The sequence below is a fragment of the Paenibacillus sp. PastM-3 genome (assembly GCF_029893965.1).
In the GTDB taxonomy this organism is placed as follows: Bacteria; Bacillota; Bacilli; order Paenibacillales; family Paenibacillaceae; genus Paenibacillus_AQ.
Genome location: NZ_JARXXP010000001.1, coordinates 570,994 through 593,558, shown reverse-complemented (window position 1 = coordinate 593,558; position 22,565 = coordinate 570,994). Strand labels below are relative to the sequence as shown.

19 protein-coding genes and 1 pseudogene are annotated in these 22,565 nt (G+C 52.8%); 17 read left to right on the top strand and 3 right to left on the bottom strand.

Annotated features, from left to right (window positions below; all coding sequences use genetic code 11):
• Positions 1 to 3 precede the first annotated feature (3 nt).
• From nuoE to hydF (M2108_RS02610), 7 genes are read left to right on the top strand one after another with little or no spacing between them, the layout of a single operon-like run.
• Complete coding sequence (nuoE, locus tag M2108_RS02640) at positions 4 to 504, top strand: NADH-quinone oxidoreductase subunit NuoE (protein ID WP_277467433.1); 501 nt, start codon at positions 4 to 6, stop codon at positions 502 to 504.
• Positions 505 to 545: 41 nt separating this feature from the next.
• Positions 546 to 2,423 (top strand): NADH-quinone oxidoreductase subunit NuoF, encoded by a 1,878-nt coding sequence (gene nuoF, locus M2108_RS02635; protein WP_277467434.1) that lies wholly within the window; start codon positions 546 to 548, stop codon positions 2,421 to 2,423.
• Positions 2,424 to 2,440: 17 nt separating this feature from the next.
• On the top strand, positions 2,441 to 4,177 hold the full coding sequence (locus M2108_RS02630) for an NADH-dependent [FeFe] hydrogenase, group A6 (protein WP_280767941.1): 1,737 nt from the start codon (positions 2,441 to 2,443) through the stop codon (positions 4,175 to 4,177).
• A 30-nt stretch (positions 4,178 to 4,207) separates the two neighbouring features.
• Entirely contained in the window at positions 4,208 to 5,632 is a 1,425-nt protein-coding gene (gene hydG / locus M2108_RS02625) for a [FeFe] hydrogenase H-cluster radical SAM maturase HydG (protein ID WP_481857202.1), read from the top strand.
• Between the two features lie 24 nt (positions 5,633 to 5,656).
• Complete coding sequence (gene hydF / locus M2108_RS02620) at positions 5,657 to 6,856, top strand: [FeFe] hydrogenase H-cluster maturation GTPase HydF (RefSeq protein ID WP_277467436.1); 1,200 nt, start codon at positions 5,657 to 5,659, stop codon at positions 6,854 to 6,856.
• A 12-nt stretch (positions 6,857 to 6,868) separates the two neighbouring features.
• On the top strand, positions 6,869 to 8,287 hold the full coding sequence (locus tag M2108_RS02615; protein WP_277467437.1) for an aspartate ammonia-lyase: 1,419 nt from the start codon (positions 6,869 to 6,871) through the stop codon (positions 8,285 to 8,287).
• Between the two features lies 1 nt (position 8,288).
• Positions 8,289 to 9,569: a [FeFe] hydrogenase H-cluster maturation GTPase HydF gene (gene hydF / locus M2108_RS02610; RefSeq protein WP_277467439.1), complete on the top strand. Its 1,281-nt coding sequence runs from the start codon at positions 8,289 to 8,291 to the stop codon at positions 9,567 to 9,569.
• Positions 9,570 to 9,786: 217 nt separating this feature from the next.
• Here hydF (M2108_RS02610) and M2108_RS02605 read toward each other — a convergent pair whose 3' ends face one another.
• Complete coding sequence (locus M2108_RS02605) at positions 9,787 to 10,308, bottom strand: hypothetical protein (protein WP_277467440.1); 522 nt, start codon at positions 10,306 to 10,308, stop codon at positions 9,787 to 9,789.
• Positions 10,309 to 10,505: 197 nt separating this feature from the next.
• Here M2108_RS02605 and M2108_RS02600 point away from each other — a divergent pair, with 197 nt between their 5' ends.
• Both M2108_RS02600 and M2108_RS02595 read left to right on the top strand, forming a co-directional pair.
• Positions 10,506 to 11,018 (top strand): sigma-70 family RNA polymerase sigma factor, encoded by a 513-nt coding sequence (locus M2108_RS02600; protein WP_277467441.1) that lies wholly within the window; start codon positions 10,506 to 10,508, stop codon positions 11,016 to 11,018.
• Between the two features lie 13 nt (positions 11,019 to 11,031).
• Complete coding sequence (locus tag M2108_RS02595; RefSeq protein ID WP_277467442.1) at positions 11,032 to 12,489, top strand: DUF4179 domain-containing protein; 1,458 nt, start codon at positions 11,032 to 11,034, stop codon at positions 12,487 to 12,489.
• A gap of 333 nt (positions 12,490 to 12,822) precedes the next feature.
• On the opposite strand, the pseudogene M2108_RS02590 reads toward M2108_RS02595, so the two are convergent.
• Positions 12,823 to 13,068 (bottom strand): annotated as a pseudogene (locus M2108_RS02590) (C40 family peptidase); the annotation flags it as partial.
• A gap of 8 nt (positions 13,069 to 13,076) precedes the next feature.
• The gene (locus tag M2108_RS02585) at positions 13,077 to 13,934 is read right to left on the bottom strand and encodes a helix-turn-helix transcriptional regulator (RefSeq protein ID WP_277467444.1); all 858 of its coding nucleotides are present in this window, start codon (positions 13,932 to 13,934) and stop codon (positions 13,077 to 13,079) included.
• 150 nt (positions 13,935 to 14,084) lie between these two features.
• Between M2108_RS02585 and M2108_RS02580 the strand changes: the two genes are divergently transcribed.
• From M2108_RS02580 to kdpA, 8 genes are all read left to right on the top strand, one after another.
• The gene (locus tag M2108_RS02580; protein WP_277547118.1) at positions 14,085 to 14,327 is read left to right on the top strand and encodes a hypothetical protein; all 243 of its coding nucleotides are present in this window, start codon (positions 14,085 to 14,087) and stop codon (positions 14,325 to 14,327) included.
• A gap of 109 nt (positions 14,328 to 14,436) precedes the next feature.
• On the top strand, positions 14,437 to 15,636 hold the full coding sequence (locus M2108_RS02575; RefSeq protein WP_277467446.1) for an MFS transporter: 1,200 nt from the start codon (positions 14,437 to 14,439) through the stop codon (positions 15,634 to 15,636).
• A 100-nt stretch (positions 15,637 to 15,736) separates the two neighbouring features.
• The gene (locus tag M2108_RS02570) at positions 15,737 to 16,558 is read left to right on the top strand and encodes a methyl-accepting chemotaxis protein (protein WP_277467447.1); all 822 of its coding nucleotides are present in this window, start codon (positions 15,737 to 15,739) and stop codon (positions 16,556 to 16,558) included.
• 178 nt (positions 16,559 to 16,736) lie between these two features.
• Complete coding sequence (locus M2108_RS02565; RefSeq protein WP_277467448.1) at positions 16,737 to 19,427, top strand: sensor histidine kinase; 2,691 nt, start codon at positions 16,737 to 16,739, stop codon at positions 19,425 to 19,427.
• A complete protein-coding gene (locus M2108_RS02560) occupies positions 19,420 to 20,139 on the top strand; it encodes a response regulator (RefSeq protein ID WP_277467449.1) in 720 nt (239 codons plus the stop codon). Before M2108_RS02565 ends, M2108_RS02560 begins: the two co-directional genes overlap by 8 nt.
• A gap of 233 nt (positions 20,140 to 20,372) precedes the next feature.
• Entirely contained in the window at positions 20,373 to 20,552 is a 180-nt protein-coding gene (locus M2108_RS02555) for a hypothetical protein (RefSeq protein WP_280776850.1), read from the top strand.
• Positions 20,553 to 20,766: 214 nt separating this feature from the next.
• Entirely contained in the window at positions 20,767 to 20,844 is a 78-nt protein-coding gene (gene kdpF, locus M2108_RS31545) for a K(+)-transporting ATPase subunit F (RefSeq protein WP_481856844.1), read from the top strand.
• Between the two features lie 35 nt (positions 20,845 to 20,879).
• Complete coding sequence (gene kdpA, locus M2108_RS02550; RefSeq protein WP_277467451.1) at positions 20,880 to 22,556, top strand: potassium-transporting ATPase subunit KdpA; 1,677 nt, start codon at positions 20,880 to 20,882, stop codon at positions 22,554 to 22,556.
• Positions 22,557 to 22,565 lie beyond the last annotated feature (9 nt).

The following is a 22,565-nucleotide window of genomic DNA, read 5'->3' as shown; positions in this document are numbered from 1 at the left end:
TGAGTGGAACAACATCAACCTTGCAGCAATAGCACCATTGCCGAAGCCGACCGGAAGCTGGAGCAGATCAAGCTGGCCATCGACCAGTTCAAGCAGATGAAGGGTGCATTAATTCCTATATTGCATGAGATTCAGGATGTGTACGGGTTTTTGCCCGAGCCTGTGCTTCAGGTGGTGTCGGCAGAGCTTGATTTGCCCATGAGTGAAATCTACGGCGTTGCGTCGTTCTATCATTTCTTTTCGCTTACTCCCAAAGGGGAGCATGTTATCCATGTCTGCATGGGCACCGCCTGTTACATCAAGGGGGCTCAGGGCATTCTGGACCGGCTCAGCACAGAGCTGAAGGTTCCGGTTCAGGGAACGACAGAGGACAATAAATTCACGCTGGAAGCGACGCGCTGTCTCGGAGCCTGCGGGCTGGCTCCTGTACTGACCATCGGGGAAAAGGTGCATGGACGCCTGACGCCGAACGCCGTGCCTAAAATGCTTAAAGAAGTTAATTAGTTCCCGCCAGTACACGCAAATTGTTAACGGGAGGTATCGGCATGAAGCTGTTAACGGATCTTGATGCCATCCGCACGCTTACCCAGGGACGGCTGGATAACCGTAGGATTAGCGGTGCATCAGGAGAATCGGTTTCGTTCAGATCAGTAATGGTATGCGGCGGCACTGGCTGCACATCATCGGATTCGAATAAAATAATCGCTGCGCTGGAGCAGGAAGTCGCCGGCCGAGGCATCCAGACTCAGGTGGAGATCGTCCGCACCGGCTGTTTTGGGCTGTGTGAGCTGGGCCCGGTTGTGATCGTCTATCCTGAGGGGATTTTTTACAGCCGGGTGGAGGTCAAGGATATTCCGGCGCTGGTCGAGCAGCATTTGGTGAACGGCAAGCCGTATGACAAGAAGATTTATGAGAAAACCCGCCAGGGCGATGAGCTGCTGAGCTTTGAAGAAACGGATTTCTACAAAAAACAGGTACGGATTGCGCTGCACAACTGCGGTGTGATCGACCCTGAAGTGATAGATGAGTATATTGCGAGTGACGGCTACCGTGCGCTTGCCCAAGTGCTTACAACGATGAGCGCCGAGCAGGTCATTGACACTGTAAAAAGGTCCGGCCTGCGCGGCCGGGGCGGCGGCGGCTTCCTGACGGGACTGAAGTGGGAGTTCGCTGCCAGACAGAACAAGCCGCAGAAGTATGTGATCTGCAATGCCGATGAGGGCGATCCGGGTGCATTTATGGACCGTTCGATTCTGGAGGGCAATCCGCATTCTGTTATTGAGGCAATGGCAATAGCCGGATATGCCATAGGTGCGAACCAGGGATTCATCTATGTGCGGGCAGAATATCCGATTGCGGTCCAGCGGTTCTCGAAAGCGCTGGATCAGGCCAGGGAATATGGCTTGCTGGGCGATGATATTTTCGGGACGGGATTTGCTTTCAACATTGAGGTGCGTCTTGGTGCAGGCGCGTTTGTCTGCGGGGAAGAAACCGCGCTGATCCACTCGGTAGAAGGGCACCGGGGAATGCCGACACCGAAGCCGCCGTTCCCCGCCGTTGAAGGGCTGTGGGGCCAGCCGACCATTATCAACAATGTGGAGACGCTTGCCAACATCGGCCAGATTATTCTGAACGGGGCAGAGTGGTATGCCGCAATTGGTACTGAAAAGTCCAAAGGTACCAAAGTGTTCGCGCTTGGCGGCAAGGTGGTGAACACCGGCTTGGTCGAGGTACCGATGGGCATCACCCTGCGAGAGGTTATCTTTGAGATCGGCGGCGGTATTCCCGGCGGCAAAAAATTCAAAGCCGTCCAGACCGGCGGCCCGTCCGGCGGCTGTCTGACCGAGGAGCATCTGGATTGCACGATTGATTTCGATACCCTGACCAGCCTCGGCTCGATGATGGGCTCGGGCGGAATGATCATTATGGATGAGGATACCTGCATGGTCGATGTCGCCCGTTTTTACCTAGATTTCACCAGGGATGAATCGTGCGGAAAATGTACCCCGTGCAGGATCGGGACCAAACGTTTGCTGGAGATGCTGGATAAAATCACTTCCGGCAAAGGCACGCTTGAGGATCTTGAACATATGGAGCAGCTGTCCCTGCAGATCAAGAACGCATCCCTGTGTGCGCTGGGGCAGACGGCTCCGAACCCGGTACTGTCGACTTTAAAATATTTCCGTGAGGAATATCTCGCTCACATAACGGACAGCAAATGCCCGGCCGGTGTCTGCAAAGCGCTGATCTCCTATAAGATTGATGCCGAGCTGTGCCGCGGCTGCAGCCTATGTGCCCGGAAATGCCCGAGCGACGCGATTTCCGGCAAGATGAAGGAGCCATATGTGATTGATAAGGCGGCCTGCATCAAGTGCGGCGTCTGCTTCGATGTATGCAAGTTCAAGGCGGTAGCGATAGTCTGACGATAGGAGTGATCAGCTTGAACACGGTCAAAATCATGATCGACGGGATCGAGACGGAAATCGTCAAAGGCACCACGGTGCTTGAAGCCGCCCGGGATCAAGGTATAAATATTCCTTCTCTTTGTTATCTGCAGGGAGTTAATCATTCCTCCAGCTGCCGTGTCTGTGTGGTCGAGGTCGGACCGCGGCTTATCGCCTCCTGTACGCTGATCGCCGAGGAAGGCATGAAGATTCAGACGAATACGAAGAAGGTCCGCGATGCCCGGAGGACATCGGCCCAGCTGCTGCTCTCCGATCATGACCGGGAATGCCTCAGCTGCTCACGCGGCGACAATTGCGAGCTGCAGAGTGTTTCGAATTCGCTTAACATCCGCAAAGTGACATATACCGGTGAGCATTCCAGCCGGGAAAAGGATTATTCGTCTCCGGCAATTGTACGCGATGCCTCTAAATGTATCCTTTGCGGCCGCTGTGTCGGTGCCTGCGGGACGGTTCAGACCGTTGGTGCTATCGGCTTTGCCAAGCGGGGCTTTGACACCGTCATCTCTACAGCCTTCGGCCGTCCGCTGGCGGAATCTACCTGTGTCAACTGCGGCCAATGTATTATGGCCTGTCCGGTTGGCGCTTTGACCGAGCATGAGAATATCCGCGATGTATGGGATGCCATCGCTGACCCGGACCAGTATGTCGTTGTGCAGACGGCCCCTGCAGTAAGGGTAGCTCTTGGCGAAGAATTCGGCCTGCGTGTCGGTACCCGCACAACCGGCAAAATGGTTGCCGCGCTGCGCCGGCTCGGCTTCGACAAAGTGTTCGATACCGTCTTCGGGGCGGATCTGACGATCATGGAGGAGGGCACCGAGCTGCTCTCCCGGCTGTCCAGCGGACAGAAGCTCCCTTTGATGACTTCCTGCTGCCCGGGCTGGGTGAAGTTCATGGAGCATAACTTTCCAGATATGCTCGATAATCTGTCTACCTGCAAGTCGCCGCATGAGATGGAAGGGGCGATGGTTAAATCCTATTTTGCCGGCAAGCTTGGCATAGATCCGCAGAAGATAACCGTTGTCTCCATCATGCCCTGCACGGCCAAGAAGTTTGAAGGCGCACGTGATGAGCTGTCCAATAAAGATATGCAGGATGTGGACTGGGTGCTTACAACCCGCGAGCTGGCCGCGATGATTAAGGAGGCCGGGATTGATTTTGTTAATCTGAAGGATGAGGAATTCGATAACCCGATCGGTGTAGGCTCTGGAGCCGGTACAATCTTCGGAGCGACAGGCGGGGTGTCCGAAGCGGCTCTGCGTACTGTTTATGAGCTGGTCTCCGGCCAGCCGCTCGATACGATTGAATATACCGTTGTTCGCGGTATGGATGGCATTAAGGAGAATACGGTCGAGCTTCCGGACGGCCGCAAGATCCGGACAGCTGTTGTCCACGGGCTCGGCAATGCCCGTAAATTAATGGAGGCGATGCAGCGAGGGGAGAAAAGCTATGACTTCATGGAAGTCATGGCCTGTGCCGGCGGCTGCATTACAGGCGGAGGCCAGCCGATTCTAAGCGCTGCGGACAGCAGCCGGCTGGATGTCAAAGCGCTGCGCGCCAAAGCGATTTATTCCGAGGATGAAGCCCAGACCGTCCGCAAATCCCATCATAATCCGTTCATCAAGCAGCTCTACGATGAGTTCCTTGGCGAGCCGAACAGCCATCTGGCCCATGAGCTGCTGCACACGCATTATACGGCGCGGACGAAGTATTAAGTAATTAGATGATTAAGGAGGATGGCACATTTGCGCAAGGATTGGGAACCGGCGGACTTCATCGACGACGCGGAGATTACAGCCAGCCTGCAGGAAGCCAGGCGGATGGCCGGGAACAGGAGCGTAGTCCAGTCAATTTTAGATAAAGCGAGAGCCTGCAAGGGGTTAAGCCACCGGGAAGCGGCAGTGCTGCTGGAGGTCATGGATGAGGATATACTGCAGGACATTTACAAGTCAGCAAAAGTCATTAAGGAGAAAATCTACGGCAACCGCATCGTCCTGTTTGCACCGCTGTATATCAGCAACTACTGTGTCAATAACTGCGAATATTGCGGCTACAAGCACTCGAATCAGGATTTTGTGCGGCGGAAGCTGGGCAAAGAAGAACTGGCGGATGAAGTCCGGGTACTGCAGGAACTGGGTCACAAACGGCTGGTGATCGAAGCGGGAGAAGATCCTATCCAATGTGATATTGATTATGTGGTTGATGCCATCAGAACGGTCTATTCCGTCAAAGTGGATAACGGCAGCATCCGCCGGGTCAATATCAACATTGCCGCAACTTCAGTCGAGGATTACCGGAAGCTGAGGGATGCTGAGATCGGGACTTACATTCTTTTTCAGGAGACCTATCACAGGCCGACTTATGCTGGGCTTCATCCGAACGGGCCCAAACACGACTATGACTGGCATACCACCGCGATGGACCGGGCACAGCTCGGCGGAATTGATGACGTTGGTGTAGGTGTATTGTACGGATTGTATGACTACAAATACGATACAGTGGCCATGCTGATGCATGCAGAGCATCTGGAAGAACGTTTCGGTGTAGGCCCGCATACCGTCTCCGTCCCGCGGCTGCGGGAAGCGGCGAATGTAAGTCTGAAAACGTATCCATACCTGGTTAAGGATGACGAGTTCAAGCAGCTGGTTGCCGTCCTGCGGCTGGCGGTTCCCTATGCGGGGATGATTTTGTCCACACGGGAGGAGCCGGCATTCCGGGATGAAGTCATCCAGCTCGGCATTTCCCAGGTCAGCGCCGGATCAAGCACCGGGGTCGGCGGATATATGGAAGCGAAACAGGGCACGGCAGGCTTTTCAAAAGAAAAACCGCAATTCGAGGTGGGCGACCACCGTTCTCCGGAAGAAATTATCCGCGGGCTATGCAGGGACGGTTATGTTCCCAGCTATTGCACAGCCTGTTACCGGGAAGGGCGTACCGGCGACCGGTTTATGCGGCTGGCCAAATCGGGGCAGATCCATAACGTATGCCAGCCGAATTCGCTTTTGACCTTCAAGGAGTATCTGCTGGATTACGCGGATGCTGAAACCCGGGCCCTGGGTGAAGAAATCATCCGTAAAGGGCTTGAAGACATACCCAAGGAAGCTGCACGCAAAATCACCAGGGAACGGCTGCAGCGGCTGGAGAACGGGGAACGGGATCTGCGCTTTTAATAGACCCATAAGGAGAGATTGGCCATGCAAACTACACCGCAGCCGGGCAAGATGCACATCGCAGTCTTCGGCCGGCGCAACTCCGGGAAGTCCAGTCTGATTAATGCGCTGACCGGCATCCCTTATCAGGTGGTCGGCGATCAGCCGGGCACAACGACTGAACCGGTGTTTCAGGCTTATGAGCTGCCCAAAATCGGCTCCGTCATCATTATTGATACCGCAGGCATTGATGAAGATAAAGATACTGAACCTTTCCGGGTACAGAAGACCCGCGAGGTTATGGATTTGACCGATCTCAGCCTCCTGATTTTCTCCGGTGAGGAGGATGATTATAAGCTGGAGAAGGAGTGGTATCAGGAGCTTGCCAAGCGCCACATTCCGGTCATCGGCATAATTGCCAAGGTGGATGATCATTATGTGGATCTCGACCAGTTGAAAAGCGCGCTGAACATCCCCTTCGTCAAGGTCAGCTCCCGCAGAAACATCAACTTTGGCAGCCTGCGCCATGCGATCCGCGAATTTGCCCCTGCCGAATTTGAACGGCCTACCATCCTTGGCGATCTGGTCCATCCGGGGGAAGTCGTCGTAATGGTCATGCCGGATACGATTCCGGCACCCAAATACAGGCTGGTGGCTTCCCAGCAGCAGATTCTGCGGGATCTGCTCGATCACCATGTGATGGCTCTGTCCGTTACAGAGGTGGAGCTGCCTACGCTGCTGATGAATCTGAAGGGCATGCCCGATCTGGTCATTACGGACTCCCAGGTGTACGACAGTGTAAACGAGATTCTGCCGGCCAATGTTCCGCTGACTACCTTTGCGATTCTGATGGCACGATTTAAGGGGGATCTGACCACCTTCGTAAAAGGCGCAGAAGCGATTTCTACGCTGAAGCCGGGCGATAAGGTACTGCTGTCCGAAGCCTGTATCCATCATCCGCATAACGGTGAAATTGACCGCGATCTGGTAAAAAAGAAGCTGCAGGAGACTGCTGGCGGCGGCCTGGAGATTACAGCGAGTGTCGGCCCGGATTTCCCGGCAGATTTGTCGGGCTATAAGCTGGTTGTACATTGCGGCGGCTGTATATTTAACCGCAAGCAGCTGATGACAAGGCTGGCGGATTCCGGTGCCCAAGGTGTGCCGATCACGAATTACGGCATTGCCTTTGCATACTTCAAAGGCATTCTGCCGCGTGTGCTGGAGATCATGCAAGTGAAATCATAAGGGGAGATCTTTGTGGAGACAGACGGCGGATTCCGCCTTGAACGGGATGCGCTTGGAACATTGGAGGTGCCGGCCTCTGCTTATTACGGCATCCATACAGCCCGGGCGATGGAGAATTTTGCTGTGGGCTGCCGGAGGGTCAATCCTCATCTGATCAAGGCACTGATAATGGTGAAAAAAGCGGCAGCACTGGCCCACCTGAAGCTGAACAGCTATCCGCCTGAGATCGCGATGGCGATTGTGCAGGCTTGTGACGATATTCACGTTGGAGAATACGCAGACCACTTCCCTGTGTCTGCACTCCAGGGCGGGGCCGGTACGTCAACCAATATGAACATCAATGAAGTATTGGCGAACCGGGCGATAGAGCTGCTGGGAGGAATACGAGGGGATTATACCGTGGTCCACCCGCTGGACCACGTGAACTGCTGCCAGTCCACCAATGATGTCTACCCGACAGCGCTGCGGATCGCTGCGGTGGGTCTGGTCCGCAGGCTTAGTGATGCTTTTGCGTCCCTGCAGGAATCGCTCCAGAGGAAGGAGCTGGAGTTCGCAGATGTGCTGAAGCTGGGCCGCACGGAGCTGATGGATGCTGTTCCGATGACTGCCGGCCAGGGCTTCGGGGCGTATGCCAAAGCGATCCAGCGTGACCGCTGGCGCCTGTATAAGGCGGAGGAAAGGCTCAGGGAGATTAATATCGGAGGAACGGCAATCGGCACGGGGATCAATGCGCCGCTCCGGTATACCTTTTATATCACCGGACTGCTGCAGGAACTGACCGGATACGGGCTGGCCCGCAGCGAATATCCGATGGACCCCACGCAGAATATGGATGTTTTCGTGGAAGTATCCGGTCTGCTGAAGGCGGCGGCTGTAAATCTGCTCAAAATCTCAGGCGATCTGCGGCTGCTGGCAAGCGGACCTTCGGGCGGCTTTGGTGAGCTGGAGCTGCCTGCAGTGCAGGCCGGATCTTCCATTATGCCCGGCAAGGTCAATCCGGTGATGGCCGAAATGCTGAGCACAGCAGCGATGCGGGTGATCGCCAATGATGCGGCAGTTACACTGGCTGCCAGCAGCGGGCAGCTGGAGCTGAACGCCTTCATGCCGCAGATAGCTGATGCGCTGCTGGATTCCCTCGAGCTGCTGGATCAGGCAGTCTGTTTATTCACCGTGCGTTGTGTAAACGGAATCAGGATCAGTGCAACGCGCTGCAGGGAACTGCTGGAGCATTCCACGGGGCTCGCTGCCGCTTTTGTCGGGCCTATCGGATATGAGCGCAGTGCAGAGGTTGCCATTCAGGCCAGGGCGGAAGGGAAGTCGATCCGGCAGGTGCTGCTGGACAGAGGGCTGCTCTCTGTGGAACAAATTGACGGAATTTTGCGTCCCGAACAGCTCACTACACCCGGTGTACCCGGAAGAAGGAGTGAATAAAGTGAGCCTGAACGAATCACCGCGGGCAAGCCGTCTGCATATTGCCGTATTCGGCAGGCGCAACGCCGGCAAATCCAGCCTCATCAACGCGCTGGCCAGACAGGAGGTCTCTGTAGTATCGCCTGTTCAGGGGACCACAACGGATCCGGTCTATAAATCAATGGAGCTCCTGCCGCTCGGACCGGTGGTGTTAATTGATACCGCAGGGCTGGATGATGAAGGCGAGCTTGGCGAGCAGCGGAAGAAGAAGACGATGGAAGTGCTGTATAAAACCGATGTGGCTCTACTTGTGATTGACGCACTTGAAGGCGTTACAGCGTATGACGAGCAGATTGCCGGCTTGCTTAAGGAACGGAATATCCCGGTCATCGGGATTTTAAATAAAACGGATTTGCTGCCGGCGGAAAATGCAGACCGGGATTCTGCTGTGCAGGCTGATACATGCCGGGAGCAGTTCGGATTCCGGTTCATGCCTGTATCGTCTGCTGCACAGAAGGGGATAAATCGGCTCAGACAGGCTCTGTCTGCTGCAGTGCCTGCTGAGGAGGATAAATTCCGGATCATCGGCGATCTGCTGTCGCCAGGTGATTTGGTTGTGCTGGTTACGCCCATTGACAAGGCGGCACCCAAAGGCAGGCTGATCCTGCCCCAGCAGCAGACCATCCGGGATATTCTGGAGAGCGATGCGGTTGCCGTTGTGACAAAGGAACATGAGCTGAAGCTGACGCTGGAGAGCCTCGGACGTAAGCCGCGTATGGTTGTAACTGACTCCCAGGTGTTCCTGAAGGCAGCCGCGGATACGCCGCCGGATGTTCCGCTAACCTCCTTTTCCATTTTGTTTGCACGCCATAAGGGCGATCTGGAGGAGCTGGTCCGGGGAGCCAGGGCGATTGACCGGCTGCGGGACGGTGACAAGGTGCTGATTGCCGAGCCTTGTACCCACCATACGCAGCCGGATGATATCGGCAGCGTCAAGCTGCCCCGCTGGATCCGGCAGGCGACCGGCCGGACACTTGAGTTCCATCATGCGAATGGAATGAGCTTTCCCGACAATGTGCAGGACTATGCACTCATTGTCCATTGCGGCGGCTGCATGATCAACCGCCGGCAGATGCTCTGGCGGATGGAGCAGGCGGCAGCCAGCAGGGTGCCTATTGTGAATTATGGGGTAGCCATTGCCCATGTCCAGGGGATACTGGAACGGGCGATCTCTCCGTTTCCGCTTGCCCGGCTCGCCTGGGAGGAGGAGTGTGCTGCGGACAGAACACTTACCGATGAATAGTGATCGCTACCCCGCCGCTCATTATCTAAACAGTAAGACCAGCCCGCCAATCCGGGCTGGTCTTGTTTATTTAGACTCAAGTTGGGGCGATCAACGGCAAAAATGCCTTTGATTTCGGCGAAAGTGGCTGGATACGCGAAATGAGAGGCAAAAATGCCTTTGATTTCGCCCGTTCCATGGCCTTTAGCACAAGCCTATCAGGGCTCAGCCAGTCAAGTCACCTGACTCCGGCATCATCCAGCCGAATCATTGCCACCTCGCCGCTGCTGTTCACGCACCAGAATTCCAGCGTCAGGTTCTGTTTGCGGTCAATGTAGCCAACAATATCAGCACCCTGCTCACCCGATTTGTAATATTTTTTGCCGTAGAGGGACAGGACCTTTTCTTTGGAATCACCGATATGTATGCCTTTAGCTGTGGTAAGCGGGTTATCCGGACCGGAGATGATCAGCCGCATGATGGTACCCTTATCTGGTCCATTGTTTATAGAAGCTGTCGCTAATCCGCCTTCCCATTCATAATAGTCGTACATCGTATTATCTTGCTTATCCAGGGGCTGTTGATACTTGCCGGTGAATGAGCTGCTGCTGATATTTTCCCCGATTTTCACGCCTCCGACCGACTCTGCAGAGAGATCAATAGACAACGCCAACATCTGTGGCCGGATAAACAAGCAACCGGTCAGGATCACTGCGATCAATCCGATTGCGGTGCTCCAAATCATTTTTTTCGTACGCATAAATCCTCCATTTGCTAAAATTGAACTCTATTAGAATAGCTTAATCACTCAATGTCAGTTTATCATAACTTTATATTATGAAAAAGTTGCCAGAAATCAATCGTTTTTCCTGCACAAGGCGTCTTACATATAGATACACAATATAGGGGCCCCTATATAGAAGCTGTATTTCCAAAAGAGAGGGGGAGCGGGATAGGATGGAGCACACGATGAACGAGGTCCGTTCTGCGGACCTGGCGCATTTGGATGAGGAGGCTTTTTTCGAACGGCTATATGTCGAGCACCGCAAATTGTATGCAATTGCCTTCAGTTATATGCGGAATGAAGCGGATGCGCTGGAAGTGGTACAGGAAGCGTCCTGCCGGGCATGGATCAAGCGTAAAAAGCTGAAAGACGGACAGGCCTTCACACCCTGGCTGATCCGGATCACCATCAATTGCTGTATGGACGAGCTCAGGCGCAAAAAACGGGTCTTCCCGTCCGAAAAGCCTGCGGAGGAAGCTGCACAGGAGATGCAAAGCAACGAGCGTATTGATCTGGAGCGGGCGATACACCAGCTGAAACCGAAATACCGGCATGCCATCGTACTGAAATATTATCAGGACATGACAGTGGCGCAAATCGCTGAGGTGCTGAAGAAGCCGGAAGGTACAGTCAAAACCTGGCTCCGCGACGGACTGAAGCAAATGCGTTCCTATCTGCAGAAATAAGGGAGGCGAGACGATGAAAGATATAGAAGAGCAACTGCTGCACCAGAATGCAGATGAAATGAAGAAGCAGACGGAGGCCATGCCGGAGATGAGGATTGTTCAGGCGATGCAGACCGGTATCCGAAAAGGGAAAAAGCAGTCCGTGAGAAAACGGGTGATGTCAGGCGTTAAGGTCACAGTGGCTGCTGCCGCTGCTGTCCTGCTGCTGTTTACTTTTTTTCATACTCCTGAAAAAGCTGTGGAATACACGGTCCAGACTGCAATTCCGGATAATACCGGAACAGCTTCCGGCCAGTTCGATGCTTCATTGATCAGAGACAAGACTCTGCGGAATGCACTGGATCAGAATCTGCTCCGGCCGGTAAACAAAGGGGTGGAAAAAGCAGGCTTTAAAGTGGAAATCAAGAGCGCTGTAAGTGACGGGCGGCGGGTGTTTATTATATACAGTGTGCAGAATAACACAGATCAGACTGTAAGCCATGCTGATTTTGGGCTTGATTTTGGAACGTTTGAAGTGGCAGACATCGGTGCCAGTTTGGAGATGCTGGGTACAAACAGCCAGATCCAAGCGGGGCAAACCCTTTACTTTGTCTATTCCAATAATCTCTCGCCTGACATGGATTATCCGGAGGACGTACAATATAAGGTTGTCCTGACTCAGACTTCGGATGAAGCCTTAAGCTCAAGCAGCAATAAATACCGAACAAGCCTGGATGTGTCGTTTAAACTGGATACGGATATGTTAAAGGCGCGCAACCGGCTTTGGACTGCCAAGCAGGATCTGACGGTAGCCGGTCAAAAGCTTAAAGTGAACCAGGTGCTGTTTACTCCGCTAAGCACTTACGTGGATTTGGAAGCGGATGAGCGTAATACCAAGCAGGTTAACGGATTGATAAATCCTGTGCTGATCGGCAAGAGCGGAGACAGGATTATTAAATCCTATTATCCAACCGTTATTACAGCAGACAATTCAGCGCTCTGGAAGGACCGGTCCCATTTTACGCTTGTATACACCAGTAAAGATTATCTCAATCTGGACAACCTGTCTCTGAAAACCTTCGGGATTGCAGCGGTTGATAAGGATCAGATGAAAATCGTTGTCGATCTGAAAAAACGGCGGATTGTTGAAGCACCAGACGGCTTTTCGATAAAAGCTCAGGGGGAATCAGCAAAATCGGGTGTAATTACTTTCCGGAATAAGCGGGAAGACATTGAGACACAAGACAGCTTCAATATGCGTCTGGCAGAAAATTATACGGACGCTAACGGAAAAGTGTATACGAGGCCGGGTGGAGAAGGGGTCTTTACACAGTCACTGTCCCGGGGTGCCAAAACCTTTGATGAGGAATACGATTACAACTTCGGATTACAGGCTATCGATTATCCGCAGCCGCTGACTGTAGAGATAGAGCGCTACTGGAATCCGGTGCTGGATACGCAGTCGATAGAACTTATTCCTGCACAAAAGTAAATTTGATCAAAGCACAACAAAAACAAGCCGATCCTGCTATTAGCAGAATCGGCTTGTTTACATTAGCTTGATATGGTGATGTTTCCCGGCTTAACGGAAATTGCTGAACCATCCCCAGTCAAAACCGGAGGATTGATCCCGGGACGAACTGCCGGAAGAATCTGATTTGTCGGCTGCAGAGTCTGTGTCAGGAGCGGTTTTAGTTACGGTGTCTGTTTCAGTTTGCGGTTTAGCCGTGCCAGATGTATTATCTGCTGCACCAGCAGCTGGGCTGCTGTTTGAGTCTGCTTTTGATCCTGCGTCTGCTTTGCTCGCATCTTGACTTTCAGCGGGTAATACTCTTCGCGCAGAGGTGTAATGCTCATCCCACCAGCCGCTGTTCAGATCAGTAACCGTTACGCCGCCTTCCCCATAGGTGTGCAGGATTTTGCCATCGCCGATATAGACTGCGACGTGGTGAATGGGGGAATAGAAGAACACAAGGTCACCCGGTTTCAGCTGGTTTCTCGAAATGGAGGTCCCGTCCGTTGACTGTTGCTTGGACGAACGGGAAAGCGTTATTCCATGCTGGCCAAAGATTAAGTTTATTAATCCTCATACAAATCACGTTGATTGCCTTCACGGAACTTACGGGGAGAGATGCCGATGACTCTCGTAAACAGGATTGAGAAGTAGTTGGCATTGTCGTATCCGACCATTTTGGCGATTTCCCAGATTTTTTTGTCCGTGATGGCCATCAGGCGCATCGCTTCACCCATCCGGCGCTGGATTAAATAATTGATCGGTGAGATGCCGAAATTATTTTTGTACATATGTACCAGGTAATAGGAATCAATGTGAAAAAGCTGTGCCAGGTCGGCAAGGGTCAGCTTGCGCCGGTAATTCGTATCCAGATACGCTTTGATCTGATTGGCGAGTGAAGCCTTTTCTTCCTTGGCCGTCCTGTTCTGTACAAGAATCATCCGTTCAAGCAGCAGCAGAATCGCTTCCAGCAGATGCTGTGAGATCCGCTCATAGCCTCTGTTACGCAGCGAAAATTCATTGCAAAGGGCCTGAATCAGCATGGCCAGCTCACCCGTGTATGCATTAGAGCGGATAACCGGCTCCCATCCGGGTGGGACAACCCAATCACGCTGCCTGTCTGCCGGGGGGAGAAAACGAAAATTAAAGTAGTATGTGGACAACGGCTGATTCGGGTCAGACTGCTCCTGATGCAGCGTTCCCCTGTTATAAATGAGCACATCGCCTTTTTGGGCCGTATAGGCTTTACCGTCGATAACATAGGAGCCCACTCCGTCTTCGATATAAATGACCTCGTGCAAATCCTCATGCTTGTGAAGCGCAAATTTCCATTCCGGGTTGGCACTCATTTTGCCGGCATAGATCAATTCGCCATTAAAAGCTCCGGTGTTCAGGTCCATTAATAAATCATCGTTATCGTCCATACCCTATCCTGCTTTCATCCAAGTATTCTAATGACAAGATATATCATCTTTTTTGGAAACACAACAATAACCTTTATTGTTCCATTTCCGGTTCATTTGTACAATGAAGCTCAGTAGAAGGGCAGAGCTCAAGTGAATGGATGTGACGATATGCAGGCATCTGGTGCAGGTAATCTTCGTATGGTATGGGAGCAGCAGGGGTATGTCAGGATACCAAAGGCGGTTCCGTTATTCTATGTGCTTAGGTATGTAGGCTGGCGCCAGTCAGTGACCCGGGTTCCGGCAGAGCTCTTGCGCCACCACCAGTCTGTATGGGATATCCGCTCCATGTCTGCCGCTTACGCCGCCGCAGCTGAAATTCTATGTAACTGCGGGCTGATTTGCAACCGCTGAAAGCGGAACCAAATGAGGCAGAGCCTGAGTTGGAAGCGCCAAGCAATATATATAACATTTTTGCGTGAGGATTGGATGATTTGGATCTGAACTGCAGCCGGGGGGAACTATGAAAAAAGGATATGAACGCGGCCTGGTATTTTCTTTTACCTTTATGGCCTTTCTGCTAGGAACTACGGAGTATATTATTGTCGGGCTTCTGTCGGAGATCGCTGCTTCCCTGCAGATTACGCTTGCCGTTGCGGGCAGTCTTGTCTCCGGTTTTGCGATTGCCTATGCGCTTGGGACACCGGTACTCATGACATTAGTCAGCAGGCTGCCCAAAAAGCAGACTATTCTGGGTACCATTGCACTCATTGTGATGTTTAACCTGTTCAGTGCCGTGTCAGGCACATACGGATTAATGTTGTTTACGAGGATAGCAACAGCAGTCTTATGCGGGCTGGCGATTTCGCTTTCACTTTCGGCGGTCAGTGAGGTTGTTACTCCGGCCAGACAGGGGAAAGCCGTCTCTTACATTCTGGGCGGGTTTGGTATTGCGAATGTCCTGGGCGTGCCGATCGGTACTTTTGTAGGACAGCATTTCGAGTGGCAGGCAGCCTTTGTTCTGACAGCTGTGATGGGAGCCGCAGCTTTTGTGCTTAACCTGATTGTTATTCCCTCTAACCTGACTAACACCAAAGCTTCCTTGAAGGATCAGCTCAGCCTGCTCGCTAACCGGCGCATGATATTGGCTTTTCTGATACCCGTATTCGGGACAGGGGCCGTATTCAGCATCTACACTTATATTAGACCGCTGATGGATCAAGTGATGAACGTTCCCGCAACTGCAGTCAGCTGGGTGCTGCTCGTTTACGGCCTTGCTACCATTTTCAGCACCTGGCTGGGCGGGATCGTCGCTTCCGGCAATGCTCTGGGCAGACTAAGAGTGGTCTTCCTGGTCCAGGCAGCGATCTATGTCCTCTTTTTCTTCGCAGCGCCTGTTCCTGTTCTGGGCCTCTTATTTCTGATTTTGAGTGCCTGTGTATCCAATATACTGAACGTAACAGCCCAGCTGTATCTGATCGAATTGGCGGTTGAGCATTCGCCGGGCTCCAGGGATTTCGCAGCTTCACTGAATCCGGTTGCTGCCAATACCGGCATCGCCGGCGGGTCGGCACTTGGCGGGCTGGTTGTGGGAACAAGCGGGCTGGCCGCTTTATCATGGACTGCAGCGGGAATAGCTGTGGCTGCATTCGCGGTTACCGCAATCAGCTACCGGCTAAAGCAGAAATCAGTATCGCGTAAAGCGCAGGCTGCAGCGGCCTGATTGAGGATGATGGTGATTTCCTGGTCGAATCTATTTATGAATCCGGAGAAAGTGACGATAACATAGATAGACACAGATCATACACAATTAGGAGAGAGCCATGGATAACCTTACAGCATTAGTATTGGCAGCACCACTGTTCAAACAGATTCATGCCCAGGATATTATGATTGGCGTTACAGACAGAGAGATTTTTCATTACTATGCACCAAGCAAGGTACTGGATTTCGGCCTGACCAAAGGAAGTCCTGTTCCGCCGGATGACCCGTCACTCGGGAACGCGCTTGCCGGACGTGCCACAACGAACCGCCTGCCCGCCGAGCTTTACGGAGCGACTATCATCTCCTCGGCTATACCGGTATATAGTCCGGAAGGCGAGATAATTGGCGCATTAGCAATTGCGTACACACTGGAAAATGAAGATAAGATGGAGCAGCTGACAGAAAGCATTAACAGAATCAGCGGACAGCTGGTCGATATGGTACAGAATGTGGCAGCCCAGTCTGAGGAGCTGTCGGCAACGACGGCGCAGATTCTGGATAATTCACGGCAGACCGTAGAGGAATCTAAGCAGGTGAATAAGGTCGCCGGCTTCATCCGGGAAATCTCCGAGCAGACCAATCTGCTGGGATTGAATGCGGCTATTGAAGCCGCCCGGGTCGGCGAGCAGGGGGCAGGCTTTGGCGTAGTGGCTACCGAAGTACGCAAGCTGTCCGTCAACACTAGAGAAGCGACCAAAACGATTGAGGATTCACTGGCTTTGGTGCAGCGCTCGATCCGTCACATGGAGCAGGAGATTGAAGCTATCGCCGCCTCCTCCGCTGCGCAGGCTGAACTTGTCACGCAGTTTAGCGATGTCATTGAACGATTGAACGAAACCAGCGGTGAAATGACCAGATTTATTTCTTCTATTATTCAATAACAGAATAAGATTAAGGGATACCCCGGGGCCGTTTAAAGGCTGGCTGAGGGTATCCTTTTTTTGTGTGTGGCCCCCATCTTAATGCAATCTTAATGCAGGGGCCGAAGTTGTAATACTATGCTGATTTTGCACATGCTATACTAGCTAACAGCAACTACATGCCGGAAAGGGAATCGATATGGCACATCACCGGAACAGCGTTGTTCCAATCCAAGAGCAGGGTTTAGACAGCTCTCAGAGGAAAAAACGCGGCACACTGAAAATCTTTTTCGGATACGCGGAAGGGGTCGGCAAGACATACGCCATGCTGAATGCTGCGCATGATGAGCAAAGAGACGGGAAGGACGTCGTTGCGGGATACATTGAAACGCACAAGCGTCCGGAGACGGAGGCGCTGATGGAGGGACTGGAACTGCTGCCGAGGCTTACATTTCCTTCCCGGGAATTTGATCTGGATAAAGCCCTGAACAGGCGGCCTGACCTGATCCTGGTCGATGAGCTGGCCCACCATAACGGTACGGGCTGCCGGCACAAGAAACGGTACCAGGATATTGAGGAGCTGCTGCGTGCAGGAATCAATGTATATACAACGGTTAATGTGCAGCACCTGGAAAGTCTGCATGACATTGTCGCAGCCATCACCGGCCTGAGCGTGCAGGAGCGGATTCCCGACAGTGTGTTTGAAGGGGCCGACCAGATTGAGCTGGTTGATATTCCGCCGGATGATCTGCTGGACCGTCTGCACAAGGGGAAGCTTGTCACAGACGGGCAGGAGCAGCACGAAAGCCTTGCACAGGTATTTGTCAAAAGCAAGCTGATTGCCCTGCGGGAAATCGCCTTGCGTTATACTGCGGATCAGCTGGGACGGATTACCCGGCGATCCGGTGACAGGGCTGCAGAGGAGGCCTATCATACGGAAGACCATATTCTGGTCTGTATTTCCTCAGCAGCCTCCAGCAAAAAAGTGATCCGGACAGCCGCGAGAATGGCCGAGGCGTTCCGGGGGGCTTTTACAGCATTATACGTGGAAACGCCTAGAAGCAAAGAGCTGACTCATAAGAGCAAGACAGAGCTCCGGGAAAACCTGCGGCTGGCCGAACAGCTGGGTGCCCAGCCGGCGACAGTCTACGGCGACGATATACCGGGACAGATTGCCGAATACGCCGTCTCCAGCCGGGTAACCAAGATCGTCATTGGCCGCCCGCGAAGCAGCAAAAAAAGATGGATAGCCAAAACCAATATCGTGGATAAACTGACAGAGCTGGCACCGAATATTGATGTTCATATTATTCCGGATACCCAGCCTGCACGGTATAACAAGTTTCCTTCCTACTTGAAGCCCAAAGGCTTCTCAACGGAAGATGCCCTGAAATCACTTATCATATTGGCAGCCTGTACACTGATCGGCCTCTGGTTCCGGCATCTCGGTTTTCGTGAAGCGAATATTATCACCGTTTATATTCTGGGAGTTCTGCTGAATGCCATTGTCACAAGCGGAAGGCTCTACAGCGCGGCAAATTCTATCTTGAGCGTACTCGTCTTCAACTATCTGTTCACAGAACCTTACTACTCGCTGGTTGCAGCGGACACCGGTTATCCGGTGACGTTTCTGGTTATGCTGACAGCTTCGTTTATCAGCAGTACGCTTGCGATGCGGATCAAAGAACAGGCTAGCCAGTCTGCGCAAAAAGCCTACCGGACGGAAGTTCTGCTGGAAACAAGCCGCAAATTGCAGCAGGCAGAAGGCTCGGAGGCGATTATAAAGGAAACCGCTGTACAGATGGTCAAGCTCGTGGACCGGACTGTGATTTTTTATCCGGCCGGTCCGGAGGGTCTTGAAGATCCGCTGATCTACTCCAAGCCTGAAGCCGCTGTGGCGGCATCAGAGTATACCGGTGTGAATGAATGGGGGGTCGCCGACTGGGTCTACAAAAATAACAAGCGGGCCGGAGCCACTACGGATACCTTCTCTGCAGCCAGCTGCCTGTACCACGCAGTTCGTGCAGGGGATACGGTGTTCGCGGTCGCCGGCATCGTAATGGACCGGGAAGAGCCGCTCGGCATCTTTGAGAAAAGCCTGATGATTGCCATGCTCGGCGAATGTGCCCTTGCACTGGAGAAGGAGCTGCTCAGCAGCAGGCAAAAGGAAATCTCGATCCAGATCAGGCAGGAGCAGCTGCGCGCGAATCTGCTTCGCGGCATCTCTCATGATCTGCGGACACCGCTCACCAGCATCTCCGGAAATGCCGGTATCCTGCTGGCGAACCCGGGTGTCCTCAGTGAAGCACAGAAGATCGGGCTCTACACCGATATCTACGATGATTCGATGTGGCTGATCAATCTGGTAGAGAATCTGCTGTCCATTACAAGGATCGATAACGGCAGCCTGTATCTGTATTTTCAGGCTGAGCTGCTGGAGGAGGTTATCGCTGAAGCCCTGCTGCATGTAAACCGCAGCAGCGCAGAGCATCATATCCGGACAAAGCTCGAGGATGAGCTTCTGATGGCCCGGATGGATTCCCGGCTGATTATGCAGGTGCTGATCAACCTGGTAGACAATGCGATCAACTATACACAAGCCGGCTCCACCATTACAGTATCGGCGAAGCGGGAGCGGGATTTGGTGCGGGTCACTGTATCCGACGACGGCCCCGGCATACCGGAGGAGGCCAAGACCAAGCTGTTCGATATGTTCTATACAGCTGATAATCTGCGCGGTGACGGACGCCGGGGCTTGGGTCTCGGGCTGTCTTTATGCAAATCCATCGTGCATGCCCACGGAGGGACGATTGAGGTTACGGACAATATTCCGCAGGGGGCTGTTTTCACCTTTACCCTGCAGGCTGAGGAGGTGAACGTTCATGAATAAACCTTTGATTCTTGTCGTTGAGGATGACAAGCCAATCCGCAAGCTGATTACAACAACACTGGAAACACAGGGCTACAAATACCACACGGCGGAGACCGGGGAGGCCTCTATCCTGGAGGCCGTTTCGAATCAGCCTGATTTGATGATTCTGGATCTTGGGCTGCCGGATATGGACGGTGTGGACATTATCCGCAAAGTACGGACTTGGTCCAACCTGCCGATCATCGTCGTGAGCGCCCGCAGTGAGGACAGGGACAAGATCGATGCGCTGGATGCCGGGGCGGACGATTATCTGACCAAGCCGTTTAGTGTAGAGGAGCTGCTGGCGAGACTGCGGGTCAGCCTGCGCCGGATCCGCTATGACAGCGAGAAGCTGCAGAAGGATGCGTCCGTTTTTATCAACGGAAGCCTGAAGATTGATTATGCAGCCGGCTGCGTATGGATGGGCCAGGAAGAAATTCATCTGACACCGATTGAATATAAGCTGCTCTGCCTGCTAGCCAAGAATGCAGGGAAGGTCCTGACACATAATTATATCCTGCGGGAGATCTGGGGCAGTCTAACCTACGATGTACCGGCACTGCGTGTGTTTATGGCAACCCTGCGCAAAAAGATCGAAAAGCCGCAGACGGCACAGGCCAAAATCATACAGACTCATATCGGCGTAGGGTACAGGATGCTGCAGAGCGGTGAGGACATTAAATCGGGCTGAGAATATAACGAACTTAATTATTTCCCTAATGGAAAGCAACACGCCATACTCATTTGAGTATGGTTTTTTTTGTTATTGTCCGGGGCAGGCGGGGCAGACTAATGGGAGAAATCGTGTTCATTTTTAATGGAATCTATATTTTCCCGCGGTTACTCTAATCCAGAACTAACGGCAGGAGTAGTACGCTGGAGACATGAAGTTTACTTCACGTTACTAACGCTAAAGGGGAGCTAATGATGATGAATGAGGTTTTGCAAACAACGGGTGCTGCTGCGATGATCCTGGTGCTGCTTATTTCCGCCGAACGGTTTTACAAGCTGCGCGACCTGCGAATGCTTGACGAAGCGGAGGACGATGAGGCTGTCCGGAAAGCTGAAGAAGCGGTAGAGGCTTTCACTTCCGGTAAATCTTAATGCCATATTAATTGAGCCGCACGAAACCCTAACCCAGGCCTAATGGCTGAAATGTTACGCTGTAAGCAGAACAGAAAGAGAAAACTTAATGGAGAGGAGCGGAAGCGATGATGGACGTGTATATGGCCGGGGCGCTGGCTGTCATTTTTGGAGTGTTCTACGCTTTTGTGAAGTGGTGCAGCCATGTTGCAGAGGACAAGGAGGGGGCCCGGTCATGACTGTGGTGCTGATAGCCGTCCTTATGTTGTTCCTGTATCTGGTGTACGCCTTGATTCATCCCGAGAAATTCTAAATTACAGATGTGCGATCTGAAGGAGGGTCATTTGCGTGGGCATTGTGCAGATTATTGTAGTCATAGCGATTCTGCTGCTGCTGGTCAAACCGGCAGGCACTTATTTATATCATGTGTTTTCTAACGAACCGAACCGGACGGACCGGATTTTCGGCAGAGTAGAACGGGGAATTTATGCATTAAGCGGATTGAAAAAAACTCCGGGTATGTCCTGGAAAACCTATGCGTTAAGCTTTCTTACTACCAATGTTGTGCTGGTGGCCTTCGGGTATCTTATTCTGCGGCTGCAATCCGCAATGCCGCTGAACCCGAACGGCATTGCCGGAATGGAACAATCGCTTACGTTCAATACGGTAATCAGCTTTATCACCAATACGAATCTGCAGCATTACAGCGGGGAGACCGGGCTGTCCTACTTCTCGCAGATGGCGGTTATAACGATGCTGATGTTCACCTCCGCAGCCAGCGGCTTTTCGGTTGCCGTTGCTTTTGTAAGAGGGATTACCGGCAGAGCTACGCTCGGGAACTTTTTTGAGGACTTCGTTAAAGCGCATGTCCGGGTGTTTTTGCCCCTAGCCCTGCTGGTGACGCTGGTTCTGGTTTCTTTGCAGGTACCGCAGACGTTTCATCCTACACTACAGGTAACAACGATAGAAGGTCAGTTCCAGCAAATTGCAATCGGACCTGTAGCGTCGCTGGAATCGATCAAGCATCTGGGGACGAACGGGGGCGGATTTTTCGGAGCCAACTCGGCGCATCCGTTCGAAAACCCCTCACCGCTTACTAATGTGATTGAAATTCTGTCCATGTGGGTGCTGCCCGCAGCGCTTCCTTATATGTATGGCCTGTTTGCCAAAAATAAACGGCAGGGCTGGGGCATCTTTGCCGCCATGATGACACTGTTCGTGCTGCTGCTGTCGCTTAATTACTATGCGGAGAGCAGCGGGAATCCGGCGGTGAATGCACTTGGAGTCGATGCTTCGCAGGGAAGCATGGAAGGAAAAGAGGTCCGCTTCGGCATCCCGCAGTCCGCCTTGTTCACAACAGTTACAACTGCAGCGACAACAGGAAGTGTGAACAACATGCATGATACCCAGACTCCGCTGGGCAGTATTACGCCGCTGGCATTGATGATGCTGAACAATGTGTTCGGCGGCAAGGGGGTCGGCCTGATCAATATGCTGATGTATGCCATCCTTGCGGTCTTCCTCTGCGGGCTGATGGTCGGCCGGACGCCCGAATTCCTTGGACGCAAAATTGAAGCCAGGGAAATGAAGCTGATTGCTGTCGCCATCCTGATTCACCCGCTGATCATTCTGGTTCCGACAGCTGCTTCATTCCTGACGGAGCTTGGCCATGGGGCAATCAGTAATCCCGGCTACCACGGAATGACGCAGATGCTGTATGAGTATGTCTCCTCGGCAGCGAATAACGGTTCGGGCTTTGAAGGGCTTGCCGATAACAGCACCTTCTGGAACGTAATGACAGGGGCTGTCATGCTGCTCGGGCGATATGTTTCGATTATTGCCCTGCTGGCCGTAGCCGGCTCGCTGCTCAGGAAGCAGCCTGTTCCGGAAACCATCGGGACATTCCGCACCGACAACAGCCTGTTTACAGGTATTCTCATTGCCACCGTCCTGATTATCGGCGCTTTGACATTCCTGCCGGTAATCGTGCTTGGGCCGGTCGCCGAGTATTTGACTCTACGCTAGGGGAGAGGA